13 protein-coding genes are annotated in these 18,742 nt (G+C 72.6%); 4 read left to right on the top strand and 9 right to left on the bottom strand.

The window, feature by feature from the left end:
* Positions 1–16: 16 nt before the first annotated feature.
* Positions 17–982 (bottom strand): GlxA family transcriptional regulator, encoded by a 966-nt coding sequence (locus FNH09_RS19810; protein WP_152889842.1) that lies wholly within the window; start codon positions 980–982, stop codon positions 17–19.
* 181 nt (positions 983–1,163) lie between these two features.
* Here FNH09_RS19810 and FNH09_RS19815 point away from each other — a divergent pair, with 181 nt between their 5' ends.
* A complete protein-coding gene (locus FNH09_RS19815; RefSeq protein ID WP_162468832.1) occupies positions 1,164–3,614 on the top strand; it encodes a helix-hairpin-helix domain-containing protein in 2,451 nt (816 codons plus the stop codon).
* Between the two features lie 54 nt (positions 3,615–3,668).
* Here FNH09_RS19815 and FNH09_RS19820 read toward each other — a convergent pair whose 3' ends face one another.
* Both FNH09_RS19820 and FNH09_RS19825 read right to left on the bottom strand, forming a co-directional pair.
* Positions 3,669–5,309, bottom strand: coding sequence for an ABC-F family ATP-binding cassette domain-containing protein (locus FNH09_RS19820; protein WP_152889847.1), 1,641 nt, complete (start codon positions 5,307–5,309; stop codon positions 3,669–3,671).
* A 133-nt stretch (positions 5,310–5,442) separates the two neighbouring features.
* A complete protein-coding gene (locus tag FNH09_RS19825) occupies positions 5,443–6,594 on the bottom strand; it encodes an oxidoreductase (RefSeq protein ID WP_152889850.1) in 1,152 nt (383 codons plus the stop codon).
* Between the two features lie 66 nt (positions 6,595–6,660).
* Between FNH09_RS19825 and FNH09_RS19830 the strand changes: the two genes are divergently transcribed.
* Entirely contained in the window at positions 6,661–7,617 is a 957-nt protein-coding gene (locus FNH09_RS19830; protein WP_162468833.1) for an FAD-dependent oxidoreductase, read from the top strand.
* Between the two features lie 202 nt (positions 7,618–7,819).
* On the opposite strand, the gene FNH09_RS19840 is transcribed toward FNH09_RS19830, so the two are convergent.
* Complete coding sequence (locus FNH09_RS19840; RefSeq protein ID WP_152889853.1) at positions 7,820–9,793, bottom strand: Xaa-Pro dipeptidyl-peptidase; 1,974 nt, start codon at positions 9,791–9,793, stop codon at positions 7,820–7,822.
* 183 nt (positions 9,794–9,976) lie between these two features.
* Between FNH09_RS19840 and FNH09_RS19845 the strand changes: the two genes are divergently transcribed.
* Positions 9,977–11,473 (top strand): M1 family aminopeptidase, encoded by a 1,497-nt coding sequence (locus FNH09_RS19845; protein ID WP_162468834.1) that lies wholly within the window; start codon positions 9,977–9,979, stop codon positions 11,471–11,473.
* Positions 11,474–11,579: 106 nt separating this feature from the next.
* Here the strand turns inward: FNH09_RS19845 and FNH09_RS19850 are convergent, their stop codons facing one another.
* Both FNH09_RS19850 and FNH09_RS19855 read right to left on the bottom strand, forming a co-directional pair.
* A complete protein-coding gene (locus FNH09_RS19850) occupies positions 11,580–12,503 on the bottom strand; it encodes a PfkB family carbohydrate kinase (RefSeq protein WP_152889858.1) in 924 nt (307 codons plus the stop codon).
* Positions 12,500–12,988, bottom strand: a complete 489-nt coding sequence (locus FNH09_RS19855; RefSeq protein WP_152889861.1) for a macro domain-containing protein — start codon at positions 12,986–12,988, stop codon at positions 12,500–12,502. Before FNH09_RS19855 ends, FNH09_RS19850 begins: the two co-directional genes overlap by 4 nt.
* Before the next feature lie 82 nt (positions 12,989–13,070).
* Between FNH09_RS19855 and FNH09_RS19860 the strand changes: the two genes are divergently transcribed.
* A complete protein-coding gene (locus FNH09_RS19860) occupies positions 13,071–13,814 on the top strand; it encodes a MerR family transcriptional regulator (RefSeq protein WP_152889864.1) in 744 nt (247 codons plus the stop codon).
* Positions 13,815–13,895: 81 nt separating this feature from the next.
* Here FNH09_RS19860 and FNH09_RS19865 read toward each other — a convergent pair whose 3' ends face one another.
* From FNH09_RS19865 to FNH09_RS19875, 3 genes are all read right to left on the bottom strand, one after another.
* A complete protein-coding gene (locus tag FNH09_RS19865; RefSeq protein ID WP_152889867.1) occupies positions 13,896–16,073 on the bottom strand; it encodes a 3-hydroxyacyl-CoA dehydrogenase NAD-binding domain-containing protein in 2,178 nt (725 codons plus the stop codon).
* Between the two features lie 40 nt (positions 16,074–16,113).
* Positions 16,114–17,328: an acetyl-CoA C-acetyltransferase gene (locus FNH09_RS19870; RefSeq protein WP_162468835.1), complete on the bottom strand. Its 1,215-nt coding sequence runs from the start codon at positions 17,326–17,328 to the stop codon at positions 16,114–16,116.
* Between the two features lie 105 nt (positions 17,329–17,433).
* Positions 17,434–18,573, bottom strand: coding sequence for a CaiB/BaiF CoA transferase family protein (locus FNH09_RS19875; RefSeq protein ID WP_152889873.1), 1,140 nt, complete (start codon positions 18,571–18,573; stop codon positions 17,434–17,436).
* Positions 18,574–18,742 lie beyond the last annotated feature (169 nt).

The raw sequence follows: 18,742 nt of genomic DNA on the forward strand, positions 1-18,742 counted from the left end.
GCCGGGAGGGGCGCGGTCAGGAGGTGGCGTGGGCCGGGCGGAACCGGCGCCGGTACTCGGCCGGTGAGGTGCCGAGCGTCCTGACGAAGGCGCGCCGCATGGCCTCGGCGGTGCCGTAGCCGCTGGCGCGGGATATCTCCTCGACCCCGTCCCCGGTGTCCTCCAGCAGGCGCCGGGCGTGTTCGAGGCGCACCCGGTCGACGTACCGGCCGGGGGTCGTACCGGTCTCGGCCCGGAAGGCGCGGGCGAAGTGGCGCGGCGAGAGGGCCGCGCGGCCGGCCAGCGCCTCCACGCTCAGGTCCCCGGCCGGATGCTCGGTGATCCACTGCTGGACGTCGCGCAACGGCTCCCGGTGCGCCGTCTGGGCGGCGAGCTGGGCACTGAACTGGGCCTGGTTGCCGGGCCTGCGCAGGAAGACCACGAGATGGCGGGCGACCCGCAGCGCGACCTCCCGGCCCAGGTCCTCCTCCACCAGGGCGAGCGCCAGGTCGATGCCGGAGGTGACACCGGCCGAGGTGGAGACCCGGCGGTCCCGTACGTAGATGGGGTCGGGGTCCACCTCGACCGCCGGGTGGTCGCGGGCGAGCTTGTCGCAGTAGGCCCAGTGGGTCGTGGCGCGGTGTCCGTCCAGCAGACCCGCCGCCGCGAGCAGGATCGCCCCGGTGCACACCGAGACGAGGCGCTCGGCGCACGGGGCCAGCGCGCGCAGCCGGTCGACCATGCGGGCGTCGGCCTCACGGGTGCCCGCGCCGCCGGGCACGAGGAGGGTGTGCGGGTCGTCGGCCGGGTCCGTGAGGGCCCCGTCGGGGACCAGGGTCAGGCCGCTGGAGGTACGCACCGGGCCGCCGTCCAGGGAAGCGGTCCGGATGCGGTAGCTGCCCGGGGTGTGACTCTCCGCACCCGCGAAGACCTCGACCGGGCCGGTCACGTCAAGGCTCTGCACGCCGTCGAAGAGGACGACGAGAACGGTTCGCTGCGCCATGCGTCCGAGTCTCGGCGGGTCCGGTGACGGCTGCAACGACGGGCTTCCCACCTTTCCTGCCATCGGCCGTCGGCGGCCGATCCGACGCGACACCGCGGCGTCGTCCCGCCTTGCTCCCCCGTTGTCGGCGCCACCTGCCACAATTGCCGCGCAACCTCAGTGGAGAAGGCGGTACGGGATCGTGACGACACCCGGGTCCATCGAAGTAGGGTCCATCGAAGGCAGGATCGCCGAGGAGCTCGGCGTACGGGAGCGACAGGTCAAGGCTGCCGTCGAGCTGCTCGACGGCGGTGCGACGGTGCCCTTCGTCGCCCGCTACCGCAAGGAAGCGACCGAGATGCTCGACGACGCGCAGCTGCGCACGATCGAGGAGCGGCTGCGCTATCTGCGGGAGCTGGAGGAGCGGCGGACGGCGATCCTGGAGTCGGTGCGCGAGCAGGGCAAGCTCACCGACGAGCTCCGGGCGCAGATCCTGGCGGCCGAGACCAAGGCGCGCCTGGAGGACATCTACCTGCCGTACAAGCCCAAGCGGCGCACCAAGGCTCAGATCGCGCGCGAGGCGGGTCTGGAGCCGCTGGCCGAGGGGCTGCTCGGCGACCCGAGCGTGGCCCCGATCGCGGCGGCCACCGCGTTCGTCGACGCCGACAAGGGTGTCGCCGATCCGCAGGCCGCGCTGGACGGCGCCCGCGCCATCCTCACCGAACGCTTCTCCGAAAACGCCGACCTCGTCGGCGAGCTGCGCGAGCGCATGTGGGTCCGCGGGCGGCTGGCCGCCAAGGTGCGGGACGGCAAGGAGGAGGCGGGCGCCAAGTTCGCCGACTACTTCGACTTCGCCGAGCCGTTCACCGAGCTGCCCTCGCACCGCGTCCTGGCGATGCTGCGCGGCGAGAAGGAGGACGTCCTCGACCTCGTCCTGGAGCCGGAGGAGCCGACGGACGGCCCGAGCTCGTACGAGGGGATGGTCGCCCACCGCTTCGGCATCGCCGACCGCGGGCGGCCCGGTGACAAGTGGCTGACGGACACGGTCCGCTGGGCCTGGCGCACCCGGCTGCTGGTGCACCTCGGCATCGACCTCAGGCTGCGGCTGCGGACGGCCGCCGAGGACGAGGCGGTGAACGTCTTCGCGGCGAACCTGCGGGACCTGCTGCTGGCCGCCCCGGCGGGCACGCGCGCGACGCTGGGCCTCGACCCCGGTTTCCGTACGGGCGTGAAGGTGGCCGTGGTCGACGCGACCGGCAAGGTGGTGGCGACCGACGTCATCTACCCGCACGTCCCGGCCAACAAGTGGGACGAGGCCCTCGCGAAGCTGGCCCGGCTGGCCGGGGAGCACGCGGTCGAGCTGATCGCCATCGGCAACGGCACGGCGTCCCGCGAGACCGACAAGCTCGCCGGTGACCTCATCACCAGGCACCCGGAGCTGAAGCTCACCAAGGTGATGGTGTCGGAGGCGGGCGCGTCCGTGTACTCGGCCTCCGCGTTCGCCTCGCAGGAGCTGCCCGACATGGACGTGTCGCTGCGCGGCGCGGTCTCCATCGCGCGCCGGCTCCAGGACCCGCTGGCCGAGCTGGTGAAGATCGACCCGAAGTCGATCGGTGTCGGCCAGTACCAGCACGACCTGTCCGAGGTGAAGCTGTCGCGCTCGCTGGACGCGGTCGTCGAGGACTGTGTGAACGGTGTCGGCGTGGACGTGAACACGGCGTCCGCCCCGCTGCTGTCGCGGGTGTCCGGCATCTCCTCGGGGCTGGCCGAGAACATCGTGGCCCACCGGGACGCGAACGGGCCGTTCAGCTCCCGTTCCCAGCTCAAGGGCGTGGCCCGGCTCGGTCCCAAGGCGTACGAGCAGTGCGCGGGCTTCCTGCGCATCCGCGGCGGCGACGACCCGCTGGACACGTCGAGCGTGCACCCGGAGGCGTACCCGGTCGTGCGGCGCATGGTGAAGACCTCGGGGCAGGAGGTGGCCTCGCTGGTCGGCAACACCTCGGTGCTGCGTTCGCTCAGGCCGGACGACTTCGTGGACGAGAAGTTCGGTCTGCCGACGGTGACCGACATCCTGAAGGAGCTGGAGAAGCCCGGGCGCGACCCGCGGCCCGCGTTCAGGACGGCGACCTTCAAGGAGGGCGTCGAGAAGATCTCCGACCTGTCCTCCGGGATGATCCTGGAAGGGGTCGTCACCAATGTCGCGGCCTTCGGGGCGTTCATCGACGTCGGCGTCCACCAGGACGGCCTGGCGCACGTCTCGGCGTTGTCGAGGACGTTCGTGAAGGACCCGCGGGACGTGGTGAAGCCCGGTGACATCGTCAAGGTGAAGGTCCTCGACGTGGACATCCCGCGCAAGCGGATCTCGCTGACGCTGCGGCTGGACGACGAGGCGGCGGCGCAGGACGGCGAGCAGCGGCAGGGCGGCGGCCGTCAGCAGCGCGGCGGCCGTCCGCCCCAGCAGCGCCAGGGCCAGCAGCGCCAGGGGCAGGGCCAGGGACAGGGCCAGCAGCGCCAGGGCCAGGGACGGCAGGGTCAGGGGCAGGGTCGTGCTGGTGGCGGCGCCGGCCGGCCGGCGCCCGCCCCCGCCAACAGCGCGATGGCCGACGCGCTGCGCCGGGCCGGACTGCTCGACCCGAAGAAGGGCAAGGCCTGACAGGCCGAAGGGCCCGGCCCCGGTTCGTCCGGGGCCGGGCCCTTCGCTGTTCCGTCAGCGTTCCGTCACCTTGCCGTCGGCGACCTCCAGGCGGCGGGTGACCTGCACCGCGTCGAGCATCCGGCGGTCGTGGGTGACCAGCAGCAGCGTGCCCTCGTAGGCGTCCAGGGCGGACTCCAGCTGCTCGATCGCCGGCAGGTCGAGGTGGTTCGTCGGCTCGTCGAGCACCAGGAGGTTGACCCCCCGGCCTTGGAGCAGGGCCAGCGCGGCGCGGGTGCGCTCGCCGGGTGACAGACTCGACGCCTGGCGCAGCACATGGTCCGACTTCAGACCGAACTTGGCCAGCAGCGTACGTACCTCGACCGGTTCGGTGTCGGGTACGGCCGCGCAGAACGCGTCCAGCAGGGACTCCGGGCCGAGGAACAGCCCACGGGCCTGGTCCACCTCGCCGACCAGGACACCGGAGCCCAGGGCGGCGTGTCCGGCGTCCAGCGGGATCCGGCCGAGGAGCGCGCCGAGCAGGGTCGACTTGCCCGCGCCGTTCGCGCCGGTGACCGCGACCCGGTCCGCCCAGTCGATCTGGAGCGACACCGGACCGAACGTGAAGTCCCCGCGCCGCACCTCGGCGTCCCGCAGGGTCGCCACCACCGCGCCCGAGCGCGGCGCCGTGGCGATCTCCATGCGCAGCTCCCACTCCTTGCGCGGTTCCTCGACGGTCTCCAGCCGTTCGATCATGCGCTGGGTCTGCCGGGCCTTCGCGGCCTGCTTCTCGCTGGCCTCGCTGCGGAACTTGCGGCCGATCTTGTCGTTGTCGTTGTTCGCCTTGCGCCGGGCGTTCTTGACGCCCTTGTCCATCCAGGAGCGCTGCATCTGCGCGCGGTCCTGGAGGGCGGACCGCTTGTCGGCGTACTCCTCGAAGTCCTCGCGGGCGTGCCTGCGGGCCACGTCCCGCTCCTCCAGATAGGCCGCGTAACCGCCGCCGTAGAGGTTCACCTGCTGCTGGGCGAGGTCGAGTTCGAGGACCTTGGTCACGGTGCGGGTGAGGAACTCGCGGTCGTGGCTGACGACGACGGTGCCCGCGCGCAGGCCGCTCACGAAGCGTTCGAGGCGCTCCAGGCCGTCGAGGTCGAGGTCGTTGGTGGGCTCGTCGAGCAGGAAGACGTCGTACCGGGACAGCAGCAGCGAGGCGAGGCCCGCACGGGCGGCCTGGCCGCCGGACAGGGACGTCATGGGCTGGTCCAGGCCGATGCCGAGGCCGAGCGAGTCGGCGACCTCCTCGGCCCGCTCGTCGAGGTCGGCGCCGCCGAGGTCGAGCCAGCGCTCCAGGCTCGTCGCGTAGGCGTCGTCGGCCCCCGGGGCACCGTCGACCAGGCCCTGGGTGGCCTCGTCCATCGCCAGCTGGGCGGCCGCCACCCCGGTGCGGCGGGCGAGGAACTCGCGCACGCTCTCGCCGGGCCGCCGCTCGGGTTCCTGCGGCAGGTGTCCGACGGTCGCGGTCGGCGGGGAGAGCCTGAGCTCGCCCTGCTCCGGGGTGCTCAGCCCGGCGAGCAGGCGCAGCAGGGTGGACTTGCCCGCGCCGTTGGCACCGACGAGACCGATCACGTCACCGGGTGCGACGACGAGGTCGAGCCCGGTGAAGAGCGAGCGGTCGCCGTGCCCGGCGGCGAGGTTCTTGGCGACGAGGGTGGCAGTCATCAGGTCGTCGATCCTAAGGCCCTGTCCGAGAATTCCCGTCGTCCGCCCGGAGGGCGGGGCAGACGGGACTTTCGAAACACGCCCTGGTGGGCCGTCGGCTGGGGGTGCGGCGCTCGGCGGGCGGTGACGGGAGTCACCGCGGTCGCGGCAGTCGGTCGGCGGTCGGGGCCGGTCGGCGGGGCAGCGCCTCCACCATGACGCTCCCGGACGTCCTGGCCACCACGAAGGAGGCGCCCCGGACCGCCTTGGGGTCCAGGGCGATGCGGTGCCGGCCGGGTTCCAGGACGCCGTCGAACAGTTCGTGCGTACGGGGGCGGGAGAGACGGTCGAGACGGTAGACGGTGAGGCGGACCCGGCAGGACGAGGTCACCTCGACGCCCGCCTCGCCGTCGACGGCGACCAGTCGGGTCAGGCGGCGCTGGTCGGCGGGGCTACGGTCGAGGGCGTGCTCGATCTGGGCGACGAGGAGCGGGACGATGGGCGCGAGGCCGTCGACGTACGCGACGTCGAGTCCGGCGCGGTCGAAGGCGTCGCGTACGGCAGCGCGTTCCGCGGCACCGGCCGTGGCGCCGAAGACGACGGCACCGTAGGCACGCAGTTCGTCCGCGGGTACGCCGTGCGCGTCACGGGTGATGTCGGCGCCGATACCGATGATGCGCAGGGCCGCGGCGAGCCTGGCCAGGAGGGCGACCCGGGCACCGATCAGCAGCACGCGGCGGCCCGCGCGGGCGAAGCCGTCGCCGCCGTCCCGGCCGCGCTCGCCGTCGCCGCCGACGACTCCGGTGCCGGCGCCCGAGGCGGCACCCGAGTCGGCGCCCGAGTCGGCGTCGACGAGCAGCGCGTGCAGGGCCGTGCGGTACTCCTGGCCGCGGAAGCGGAAGGGGCCGATGCCGTGGTAGCCGTCGAGCTCCAGGTCGACGTCCGGACGGGTCTGCCAGGCGAAGTCCCGCCAGACGTAGTCGTCGCGGTGGGCGTCGATGACGGCGGTGACCGCGCCGCACGCGAGGTCCGCACACTCGGGGCAGCCGTAGATGACGTACCGTCCGCCGGGCAGCGGTGCCCCCGCCTCCAGCAGCAGGCCGCGGACCTGCTCGGTGAAGATCGCGGGCGGTACGTCGGAGGCGAGCGGGGAGACGGCGTCGAGGTCGCAGAGCCGGTGCAGCAACGGGCGTCCGTCGACGACGAAGTCGAGGAAGTCCCGGTGGATCCGGTAGCCGCCGTCGGCGAGCACCGCACCGGCGCGCGTCGCCGGGGCCAGGCCGAAGGTCGCGTACGCGGCAGACATGGTGTGAGTATCCCCAGCACGGGGACGTTCTGAGCACGGCATGACATATTCCGCTAACGTCCCCGCGTGACCAGGGGATCGAATGACGAAGTGATCGTGATCGGCGGCGGAGTGATCGGGCTGACGACGGCCGTCGTCCTGGCCGAGAGCGGCCGCCGAGTGCGGGTGTGGACCCGCGATCCGGTCGAGCGGACCACCTCCGCGGTCGCGGGCGCGCTGTGGTGGCCGTACCACATCGAGCCGGTCGCTTCGGCGCGGGCCTGGGCGCTGCGCTCGCTGGAGGTGTACGAGGAGCTCGCCGAACGGCCCGGCACCACCGGCGTGCGCCTGGTCGACGGGGTGCTGGGCGAGACGGCCCTGGACGAGGTGGCCGGCTGGGCGTCCGCCCGGCTGCCCGGTCTGCGCGCGTCCACCGCGGACGAATACGCCGGTACGGGGGTACGGGCCCGGCTGCCGCTGGTCGACATGGCGGCGTACCTCCCCTGGCTGCGGGGGCGGTTGCTGCGGGCGGGCGGCTCGGTCGAGGAGCGTACGGTGTCCGATCTGGCGGAGGCGGACGCTCCGGTCGTGGTCAACTGCACCGGGCTGGGCGCCCGTGAGCTGGTGCCGGATCCCGCGGTGCGGCCCGTGCGGGGACAGCTGGTCGTCGTGGAGAACCCCGGCGTCGACAGCTGGCTCGTCAGCACCGACCCGGCCGGCGAGATGGCGTACCTCTTCCCGCAGCCGGGCCGGCTGCTGCTCGGCGGCACGGCGCAGGACGACGTCTGGTCGACCGAGCCCGATCCGGCGGTGGCGGCGGCGATCGTCCGCCGGTGCTCGGCGCTGCGGCCGGAGATCGCCGGTGCCCGGATCCTGGAGCACCGGGTGGGACTGCGGCCCGTCCGGGAGGCGGTACGGCTGGAGCGCGTGTCGCTGCCGGACGGACGGGTGCTGGTCCATCACTACGGTCACGGCGGCGCGGGTGTGACGGTGGCGTGGGGATGCGCCGAGGAGGCGGCCGCGCTGGCGGCCGCCTCCCGGTGAGCCGCTGCGGAAGCCGGCTGCGGGTCGCTAGGGCCTGTCTGACAATTCGCGTCGTCGCCCGAAGGGCGGCCCGGCGGCGTCAGGTGCGTGCTCTCGGCGTGCCGGCCCCAGGCCTGCGTACTGGATGTACTCGGGCCTGGGGCCGGTGCGGCGAGAGGGCGTGCATGGCGTCGCCGGGCAGACGGGAATTGTCAGACAGGCCCTAGGGGATCCGGTGGACGGTCGACGGCTCGCGTACCCCGGCCGGGGGCGTGGCGGCGGTCGTGCGGGGCGCCGGTCGCGCGGAGCCGGGCGCGGAGTACGCCGATCCTGCCGTGGCCTCGGCGAACGCGGCCGCGCCGCCGACGAACGGCACCCGGGCCGAGGTGCGGGACAGGTCCAGGGCGAGGGTCGGGGTGGTGGCCGGCGGGTCGATGAGGTCCCGGTCCGTGCCCGCCACGATCAGTGCCAGCCGGTGGCCCGCGGGCACCACGTGGTCGGTGGCGGCCAGGTCCAGGGTGATGGTGTACGTCCGGCCCGGGGTCAGCGGGACGCCGTGCCGGGCGGAGGCGTAGTGGCCGAGGTCGGCCCAGCCCCGGCTGAGGACCGTGAAGCCGACGTCGGCGGTCTTCGCCCGGGTCTCCTTGAAGCAGGCGCTGTCGCCCGCGCTGCTCGCGCCCCAGCAGGTGCGGTCGGTGAGGGTGGTGATGCCCTCGCCGCTCGCCGCGTAGTCGCGGACGGTGTCCGGGCCGAGGTCGACCAGGACGGCCGTGAGGTGGGCCGAGGTGGTCGTCGGGGTCGCGGCGACGGTGACCTTCGAGGAGCCGGACAGCCGTAGGTCCGCGGTGAGCGGTCCGGTGACGAAGCCGGCCTTCTCGGGCGTGGCGGTGTCGATCCGCGCCGCCCAGTCGCTCTCGTCGAGCCGCGGGTCGTCGGTGAAGGTCTCGGTGCCGGCGGCGCGCTTCAGGCCGAGGGTGCCGACGCCTGCCGTGGCGCCGGTCGCCGGGCGCAGGGTGGTCGCCTCGGTGCCGCGCGGCGGCCAGACCGTGGAGGTGGCCCACTGGTCGGGGTGGCGTTCGATGTCGGCCATGGGTTCGCGGTCGATGCCGTTGTCGTAGCCGAGGAGCTCGTGGTCGAACCAGCGGTGCAGGGTGTCGACCCAGGCGGCGCGGCGGAAGTCGAACGGGTCGACGTGGCCGGTCTGGGAGAGCCAGATCTTGCGTTCGACGCCGTTGCGGGCGAGGGCGTCCCACCACTGGCCGAAGTTCTTGGTGCGGACGTTGAGGTCCTGCATGCCGTGGACCAGGAAGACGCTCGCGCGTACCCGGCCGGCGTCCTTGACGTAGTCGCGCTCGGTCCACAGGCCGGTCCAGTCGCCGGTGCGCGGGGCCTGGTCGACGAGCTTCTGCTGGACGGCGGCGCACCTGGTGCGGGCGTCGGGGCTGTCGACGTAGTCCGAGAGCCAGTCGGGGCCCGAGTCGTAGAGCGGGGCGCCCTGGGCGAAGTAGTAGTCGTACCAGGAGGAGATGGCGCTGATCGGGACGATCGTCTTCAGTCCCTTGACGCCGGTGGCGGCGACGCCGTTGGCGATGGTGCCGTCCCAGCTCTTGCCGATCATGCCCGTTCTGCCGTTGGTCCAGCCCGCCTTCACCGTGGTCGTCCCGGTGCGGGTGGTGTACGCCCTGGCCCGTCCGTTGAGCCAGTCGATCACCGCCTTCGCGGACTGGATGTCGGAGCGGCCGCCGACGTCGACGCAGCCGTCGGAGCGGTTGGTGCCGGCGAGGTCGACGCCGACGAAGGCGTAGCCGCGGGGCACGAAGTAGTTGTCGTAGAACAGCGGCATCTGGACGACGTGGCCGGCGGCGTCGTACGTCTTCAACTGGCTCTCGTTGCCGCGGCCGCAGCAGGAGTAGTAGGGGCTGGCGTCCATGATGACGGGCACTTTGCGGCCCTCGCGGGCGGGTTCGGCGGGCCGGACGATGTCGGCGGCGACCCGGTCGGTCCTCCCGTCGCCGTCCGAGTCGAGGCCGGTGTCCACCCAGACGGCCTCGCGGATGGCGTCGGCGTACGAGTAGACGGGCCGGCTCTCCCGGACGGCGGCTCGGGCGGCCGCGGGGGTGAGGAAGGCAGCCATCAGGGCTGCGACGGCCAGGGTCGCGAGCGTTCTCCAGGTCATGAAGCGCGTGCGTTTCGGCATGCGCGGACGTTACCTCGGTCAACTCCCTTACAGAAGAGGACAGCTGAGTGGTCGTCGGGTCGCGTGCGGCCACATGTCGGCCGAATGGCGATCGTGTGACACGAGGGGCGGTGGACAGCTCTGCGGCCACCGGGACTGAATAGGCTCCGAACAGACCTCATGTCCCGACGACTTGGAGTTCTCGTGCACCGCAGAATCTTCGTGCCGGGCGTGCTCGCGGCGGCCTCCCTCCTGCTGGCGATCCCGGCCTCGGCCGCGGGCTACGCACCCGGCGCCCCGGGCATCGGCGATCCCTATTACCCGTACTACGGCAACGGCGGTTACGACGTCTCCCACTACGACCTGCGGCTGACCTACCGGCCGGCGACGGACGAGCTGGAGGGCACGGCGACCATCGAGGCGCGGACCACGCAGGATCTGTCCAGCCTCGACCTGGACTTCCTGCTGGACGTGAGCGAGGTGCGGGTCGACGGAGCCAAGGCGGCCTTCGCCGCCTCCGGGCAGCACGAGCTGGTGATCACCCCGAAGGCCCCGCTCGCGAAGGGCACGCCGGTCACCCTGGTGATCCGCTACCGCGGGGTGCCGTCGACGAAGAGCGCCTACGGGTTCAGCACCTGGCACCGCACACCCGACGGCGCGGTCGCGGCCGACGAGCCCGAGTCCGCCTGGTGGTGGTTCCCGAGCAACGACCACCCGCTGGACAAGGCGACCTACGACGTGTCGGTGGCCGTGCCGGACGGCACTCAGGCGATCTCCAACGGCACCCTCCAGTCCACGGTGTCCAAGCTGGGCTGGACCCGCTACAACTGGCGGTCCGCCAAACCGCAGGCGACCTATCTGACCACCCTGGCGATCGGGAAGTTCGACGTCACGACGGGCACCTCCGAGGGCGGTGTCCCGGTCGTCAACGCCTACAGCGCGGACCTCGGCGACAACGACGGGGCGGCGCGGGCGAGCGTGGAGCGCACCGGCGAGCTCGTCGACTGGCTGAGCGGCTATTTCGGGCCGTATCCCTTCAGCTCGGCGGGCGGCTACGTACCGAACACGACCACCGGGTTCGCCCTGGAGACCCAGACCCGCGTCTACTACAGCCCCCGGCAGTTCGCGAACGGCTCCAACACCTCGGTGGTCGTGCACGAGCTGGCCCACCAGTGGTACGGCGACTCCGTGTCCCTCAAGGGCTGGAAGGACATCTGGATCAACGAGGGGTTCGCGCGCTACGCGCAGTGGCTGTGGTCCGAGCACGAGGGCGAGGGCACGACCCGGGAGCTCGCCGACTACGTGTACGCCTCGCACCCGGCCGACGACGCGTTCTGGACCGTGAAGCCCGGTGACCCGGGCCCGGACGACCAGTTCGACCTCGCCGTCTACGACCGGGGAGCCCTGGCGATCCAGGCGCTGCGCGACGAGATCGGCGACGACGCGTTCTTCGCGGTGCTGAAGGGCTGGCCGCGGGAGCACGCGTACGGCAACGCGTCCGTCGACGACTTCCGGGCGTACGCCGAGCGGGTGTCCGGGAAGTCGCTCACGGCCCTGTTCGACACCTGGCTGTTCCAGCCGTCGAAGCCGGCCGCGGCGACGGCCGCCCCGGCGGCCTCCCTCGCGCGGACCGCCCGGCCGCCCGCGCAGCCCGCGTCCTGGAAGAGCATCGAGGCCACGAACGACGTGCACGGACACTGACCGCCCGCGGCGGCGCCGGACGGCCCGGAGCGAGCACCCCCGGGCGGTCCGGCCCCTCCGCCCTGAGCCGACGGTCGGTCCGCCGACCTGAGCCGCTGTCCGCGGCCTACCGTGCGGTGGTGCCCGCCTCCGCCGCGGCGACCCGGGCGAGGAGCTCGTCCCGGCCGATCGCGTCGGCCACGGTGGCCGGCACGGTGCAGGCGTGGGCGCCGGCCACCGCGCCGTACCGGGCGCAGCGCTGCGGTGCCTCGCGGGTCAGCCAGCCGAAGAGGAACGCGGCGGCGAAGGCGTCGCCCGCGCCGTTGGAGTCCACCACCGGCGACGGGGGCGTGAGCGCCGGTACGCGGGTCAGCTCGTCGTCGGCGAGCAGATAGGCGCCCTCCGCTCCGGCCATGGCCACGACCACCTCGGCCCGGCCCCGGTCGACGATGCGGCGCATGGTCCGCTCGGGGTCGGACAGCGCGGTGGTGGACAGGAAGACGACGTCCGCGGCATACGCGAACGACTCGTGGTACGGGTTCACCCCGTCCCAGTTGTGCAGGTCGGTGGAGATGCTCACACCGGCCTCGCGCAGCACGGGAAGCGCGTGGGCGCACGGCTGGGTGATGGACACGTGCGCGTGCCGGCTCGCCTCGGCCAGGGCCCGGACCGTGGCCTCGGGGAGGCGGTCGTCGGGGTGGCCGCGGCTGCTGTCGTACAGGGAGAGGCGGCGGCCGTCCGGGCTCACCAGGTTCACGGCCCGCTTGGTGCCCGCGGGCTGCGGGATCGCGGTGAGGGGGATGTCCTTCTCCCGGTGCAGGGCGCGCACGAGTTCGCCCTCGGGGTCGTCACCGAGCAGGTCCAGGTGGTGGGTGCGCAGACCGAGCGCGCTCAGGCCGAGGGCGACGAAGTCTCCGGTCTGTCCGGCGCGGGCCCGGATCCCGCTGTCGATCATGTAGCTGTCGGCGTACGGGAGCGGCAGCTCCGGCACGTACACGATCGTGTCCACGCCCGCTCCGCCCAGTACCAGGACGTCGATGTCACGGCTCAACTCGGTATCTCCCCATGGTCGTACACCGTCACCCGGATGCCCCGGCGCACCAGCCGCTCCTCGACGAGCGGCTCGACGCGGGACCACTTGCCACCGGCCAGCCCGCAGCCTATCCGGGGCATGTGGACCGACGCGTCCAGTTCGATCACCCGGTCGCCCAGCCGGCCAAGGGCCGTGTCGATGGCCTCGTAGCGCACGGGGACGCCCTTGCTGCCGGTTCTGATGCCGTGCTGGCCGATCATGTTGGCCACCCACACATACGGCTCGACCCGGACGAGTTGGAGCGCGCCCAGGCCGAAGTCGTTCGACGCGCGGGCTCGGTGCCAGGCGCGGTACGCCGCCTCCGGCTCGGGCCAACGGCGCGACACGGCGAGGACGAAGCCCTTGCCCCAGCCGCCCATGTCGTTGCAGACATGGGCGATCACCTTGACACCCCGCGCCGCCGGAACGGTCGCGTCTCCCCGGACGTACGTGATCTCCGACATGCCGCCACCGTAGGCGACGGCACTGACAACGCCGTCGCAGCAGGACTGTCACAGCGGGAGTGGGACAGCGATACTGCTACGCATGACGACCGACGCCGGGGAGCAGGAGCCGACCCTCACCATCGACGAGTTGGCCGCCCGCACGGGGGTCACCGTGCGCACGGTGCGTTTCTACGGCACCAAGGGTCTGCTGCCGCCGCCGGAGATCGGCCCGCGCCGGGTGGGGCACTACGGCCGGGAGCACCTGGCGCGGCTGGCGCTGATCGAGGAGTTGCAGCACCAGGGCATGACGCTGGCGGCGATCGAGCGCTATCTGAGCCGGCTGCCCGCGGACCTGAGCGCGCAGGACCTCGCGCTGCACCGCGCGGTGGTCGCCTCCTGGGCGCCGGACGCGGTGGAGTCGGTGTCCCGTGCGGAGCTGGGGCGCCGGGCGGGGCGGCCGCTGGCCGAGGAGGACGTGGACCGGCTGGTGGCGATGGACGTCGTCGAGCGGACCGAGGACGGCTACCGCGTCGACCTCGGGCTGTTGCGGCTCGGGGTGGAGCTGTTGGACGTACCGCTGGCCGAGGAGTCGGTCCTCGCGGCCAGGGAGGTGCTTCTGGAGCACTCGCGGGCGGCGGCGCACGAGCTGTCCCGGCTGTTCCGCGGCGAGGTCGGACAGCGTGACGCCCGCGCGGTGAAGGCGCTGTCCGCGCACATGCAGCCGCTGATCGTGCAGGCACTGCTGACCACGTTCCAGCGGTCGCTCAGGGAGGAGCTGCGCGAGTGGCTCCCGGACACGTCCGCGACGGGCACCCTCCCGGACCCGTCCGCGACCGGCACCTGAGCGCCTGCGGGCGCGGTGCCGTCGTGGTCCTCGCCACGACGGCACCTGGCCGGACCGGAGCCCGCTTCGCCGGTCGCCGGGTCAGCGTGCGTCGGTGAAGGTTCCGCCCTGCTCCGCCTTCTCCACCAGCAGCGCGGGCGGGGTGAACCGGTCGCCGTAGCGGTCGGCGAGCTGCCGCGCGCGGGCCACGAAGCCGGGCAGGCCGCCCTCGTAGCCGTTGATGTACTGGAGGACTCCGCCGGTCCAGCCGGGGAAGCCGATGCCGAACAGGGAGCCGATGTTGGCGTCGGCGACGGAGGTCAGCACGCCCTCTTCGAGCAGCTTGACGGTGTCGAGCGCCTCGGCGAAGAGCATGCGTTCCTGCATGTCCTCGAACGGGATCCGGTGGCCGGACTTGGTGAAGTGCTCCCGCAGCCCCGGCCACAGGCCGGTGCGCGCGCCGTCCTCGCCGTACTCGTAGAAGCCGGCGCCGCCGCTGCGGCCGGGGCGGCCGAACTCGTCGACCATGCGGTCGATGACCGCCTCGGCGGGGTGCGCGGGCCAGGTGCCGCCCGCCTCCTCGACGGCCCGCCTGGACTCGTTGCGGATCTTGCGGGGCAGGGTGAGGGTCAGCTCGTCCATCAGGGACAGCACCTTGGCCGGGTAGCCCGCCTGGGCGGCCGCCTGCTCGATGGACGCGGGCTCGATGCCCTCGCCGACCATCGCCACGCCCTCGTTGATGAAGTGCCCGATCACCCGCGAGGTGAAGAAGCCGCGCGAGTCGTTGACGACGATCGGCGTCTTCCTGATCTGCCGGACCAGGTCGAAGGCGCGGGCGAGTGCCTCGTCGCCACTGCGCTCGCCCTTGATGATCTCGACGAGCGGCATCTTGTCGACGGGCGAGAAGAAGTGCAGCCCGATGAAGTCGCTCTGACGTTCCACGCCTTCGGCGAGCGCGGTGATGGGGAGGGTGGAGGTGTTGGAGCACAGCAGCGCGTCGGGTTCGACGATGTGCTGGATCTCCTGGAACACCTTGTGCTTGAGCGAGGTGTCCTCGAAGACGGCCTCGATCACCGCGTCGCAGCCCGCGAGGTCCTGCGGGTCGGCGGTCGGGGTGATGCGGGCGAGGAGGGCGTCGGCCTTCTCCTGGCTCGTACGGCCCCGGGACACCGCCTTGGCGCACAGCTTCTCGGAGTAGCCCTTGCCCTTGACGGCCGCCTCCAGGGAGACGTCCTTGAGGACGACCTCGATGCCGGCGAGGGCGCACGAGTAGGCGATGCCCGCGCCCATCATCCCGGCGCCGAGCACGGCCACCTTGCGGACCTGGCGCGGCTCGACGCCGGTGGGCCGGTTGGCGCCGGAGTTGACGGCCTGGAGGTCGAAGAAGAACGCCTGGATCATGTTCTTGGAGGTCTGGCCGGCCGCCAGTTCCACGAAGTAGCGCGCCTCGATCAGCTGGGCGGTCTCGAAGTCGACCTGGGCGCCCTCGACGGCGGCCGCGAGGATGTTGCGCGGGGCCGGGTAGGGGGCGCCGTTGGTCTGCTTGCGCAGGTTGGCCGGGAACGCGGGCAGGTTGGCCGCGAACTTCGGGTTGGCCGGGGTGCCGCCCGGGATGCGGTAGCCGGGCCGGTCCCAGGGCTGCTGCGACTCGGGGTTGGCGTCGATGAAGGCGCGGGCCCTGGCGAGCAGGTCCTCGGGGCTGTCGGCCACCTCGTGCACGAGGCCGTTGTCGAGGGCGCGCCGCGGGCTGTACTGGGTGCCCTGGAGCAGCACCTTCAGCAGGGCGTCGGCGATGCCGAGCAGCCGGACGGTGCGGACGACGCCGCCGCCTCCGGGGAGCAGGCCGAGGGTGACCTCGGGGCAGCCGATCTTGGAGCCGGGGGCGTCGAGCGCGACGCGGTGGTGGCAGGCGAGGGCGAGCTCGTAGCCGCCGCCCAGGGCCGCGCCGTTGATCGCGGCGACGACCGGCTTGCCGAGGGTCTCGATGCGGCGCAGGTTGCGCTTGATCTCCAGGCCGCCGTCCAGGAGTTCCTGGGCGGTCTCGGGCGTGACCCGGATCAGGTCGCGCAGGTCGCCGCCGGCGAAGAAGGTCTTCTTGGCGGAGGTGAAGATGACGCCGCGGATCGCGTCCTTCTCGGCCTCCAGGCGGTCGGCGATCGCGGCGAGCGAGTCGCGGAACGCCTGGTTCATGGTGTTGGCGGACTGGTTGGGGTCGTCGAGGACGAGGGTGACGACACCGGTGTCGTCCTGTTCCCAGCGGATGGTGGTGCTCTCGGTCATGACTGGTGTCTCCGTAGAAGTCTGAGGGTCCGCCGGGTGGTTACAGGCGCTCGACGACGGTGGCGATGCCCATGCCGCCGCCGACGCAGAGCGTGGCGAGGCCGTAGCGCTTGTCCTGGCGCTCCAGTTCGTCGACCAGGGTGCCCAGGATCATCGCGCCGGTGGCGCCGAGCGGGTGGCCGAGCGCGATCGCGCCGCCGTTGACGTTGACCTTGTCCAGGGACAGGCCCATGTCCCGCGCGAAGCGCAGGACGACGGCCGCGAAGGCCTCGTTGATCTCGACCAGGTCGATGTCGTCGATGGTCAGACCGGCCTTGGCGAGCGCCTTGCGGGAGGCGGGCGCCGGTCCGGTGAGCATGATGGTGGGCTCGGAGCCGGAGACGGCCGCGGAGACGATCCGCGCGCGCGGGGTGAGCCCGTACCGCTCGCCGACCTCCTTGGAGCCGATCGCGACGAGCGAGGCGCCGTCGACGATGCCGGAGGAGTTGCCGGCGTGGTGGACGTGGTCGATCTTCTCGACCCAGTGGTACTTCTGGAGGGCCACGGCGTCGAAGCCGCCGAGGTCGCCGATGTCGGCGAACGACGGCTTCAGCCTGGCCAGCGAGTCGGCGGTGGTGCCGGGGCGCGGGAACTCGTCGCGGTCGAGGACGACGAGTCCGCTGCGGTCCCTGACGGGCACGACGGAGCGCTCGAAACGGCCGTCCTTCATGGCGGCGGCCGCCCGCTCCTGCGAAAGCGCCGCGTATTCGTCGACGTCGCGGCGCGAGAAGCCCTCGATGGTGGCGATCAGGTCGGCGCCGATGCCCTGCGGCACGAAGTTGGTGGCGAGGTTGGTCATCGGGTCGTTGAACCAGGCGCCGCCGTCGGAGGCCATCGGCACGCGGGACATCGACTCGACGCCACCGGCGAGGACCAGGTCCTCCCAGCCGGAGCGGACCTTCATCGCGGCCATGTTCACCGCTTCCAGGCCCGAGGCGCAGAAGCGGTTCTCCTGGACGCCGGCCACCGTGTCCGGCAGACCGGCGGCGACGGCGGCGATCCGCGCGATGTCCGATCCCTGGTCGCCGACCGGCCCCACGACACCGAGCACGATGTCGTCGATCGCGGCCGGGTCGAGGTCCGGGAAGCGGTCGCGGATCTCGTGGATGAGGCCCACGACCAGGTCGATGGGCTTCGTACCGTGCAGGGCCCCATTGGCCTTGCCGCGCCCGCGCGGGGTGCGGATCGCGTCGTACACGTACGCTTCGGTGCTCACTGACAAGCCTTTCAACGAGGGTTTCTGCCGAGCGGTATCGGGGGCGTGGGAGCCTCGGGTCCGTCCGGCCGCACCGCGGGTTGCGCGACGCGGGCCGTGCGTCCGTCAGGCGCCGTCCGCCAGGAGTCCGGGTATCTCCCAGTCACGGGCCACCTCCGCGGTGTCGGCGCCCGGTTGCGCGGGGCCGCTGCGGACGGTGGTGGGTGTCGCGGAGAAGCGGGGCGCGGGGGCGGGCTGGGTGATGCCGCCGTGGTCGATGAAGGTGCCGCGGGCGGCCAGGTGCGGGTGGTGCGGGGCCTCGCGCAGCGACAGCACGGGAGCCACGCACGCGTCGGAGCCCTCGAAGACGGCCGTCCACTCGTCCCGGGTGCGGGTGCGGAAGCGGGCCGCGACCGCCTCGCGCAGCTCGCCCCACCGGGTCCAGTCCTTGCGGGCCGGAGCGAAGTCCTTCAGTCCGATGAGGTCCAGGAACTCCTCGTAGAACTGCTGTTCCAGAGCACCGACCGCCATGTGTCCGCCGTCGGCGGTCTCGTACGTGCCGTAGTACGGGCAGCCGCCGTCGAGGAGGTTGGCGCCCCGCCGGTCCTGCCAGCCACCCGCGGCGACCATGCCGTGGATCATCGCGGCGAGATGGGCGGCGCCGTCGACGATGGCGGCGTCGACGACCTGCCCGCCGCCGCCCGCGCGCGCGTGGTGCAGTGCGGCGAGGACGCCGACGACGAGGTAGAGGGAGCCGCCCGCGTAGTCGCCGACCAGGTTGGCGGGCACGGCCGGCGGCCGGTCCGGCTCGCCGATCATGCCGAGCGTGCCGGTGAGCGCGATGTAGGCGATGTCGTGCCCGGCGCGGTGGGCGAGCGGGCCCTGCTGGCCCCAGCCGGTCATCCGGCCGTAGACCAGCCGCGGGTTGACCGCGTGGCAGGCCTCGGGGCCGACGCCCAGGCGCTCGGCGACGCCCGGCCGGTACCCCTCGATGAGGATGTCCGCGCGGGAGGCGAGGTCGAGGACGCGAGCAGGCCCCTCGGCCGTCTTGAGGTCGACGACCACCGAGCGCTTGTTGCGGTTGGTGACGTCGTACTCCGGGGCGACGCCCAGGCCGGGGCCGCCGGGGCGGTCCACCCGTACGACGTCGGCGCCGAGGTCGGCGAGGAGCATGGCGGCGAACGGGCCGGGCCCGATCCCCGCCAGCTCGACCACGCGTACGCCCGCGAGCGGGCCGCCGCCGTCCGGTGTCGTTGCCGCTGTCATCCAGCCCCCTGAAGCCGTGACCGTGACACTAGTGATGTAACACCGACGATGCTAAGAACACGTTCTACGTAACACAAGACCTGGGCAAGCAAGCGCTTAGCCAAGTATGCCCGGCGCGCCGCGGGACCGCCCGTCCGGCGGCACCAAGTGGAGCAAAGCGTGTCTTCTG

The organism is Streptomyces adustus (genome assembly GCF_009377175.1).
Lineage (GTDB): Bacteria > Actinomycetota > Actinomycetes > Streptomycetales > Streptomycetaceae > Streptomyces > Streptomyces adustus.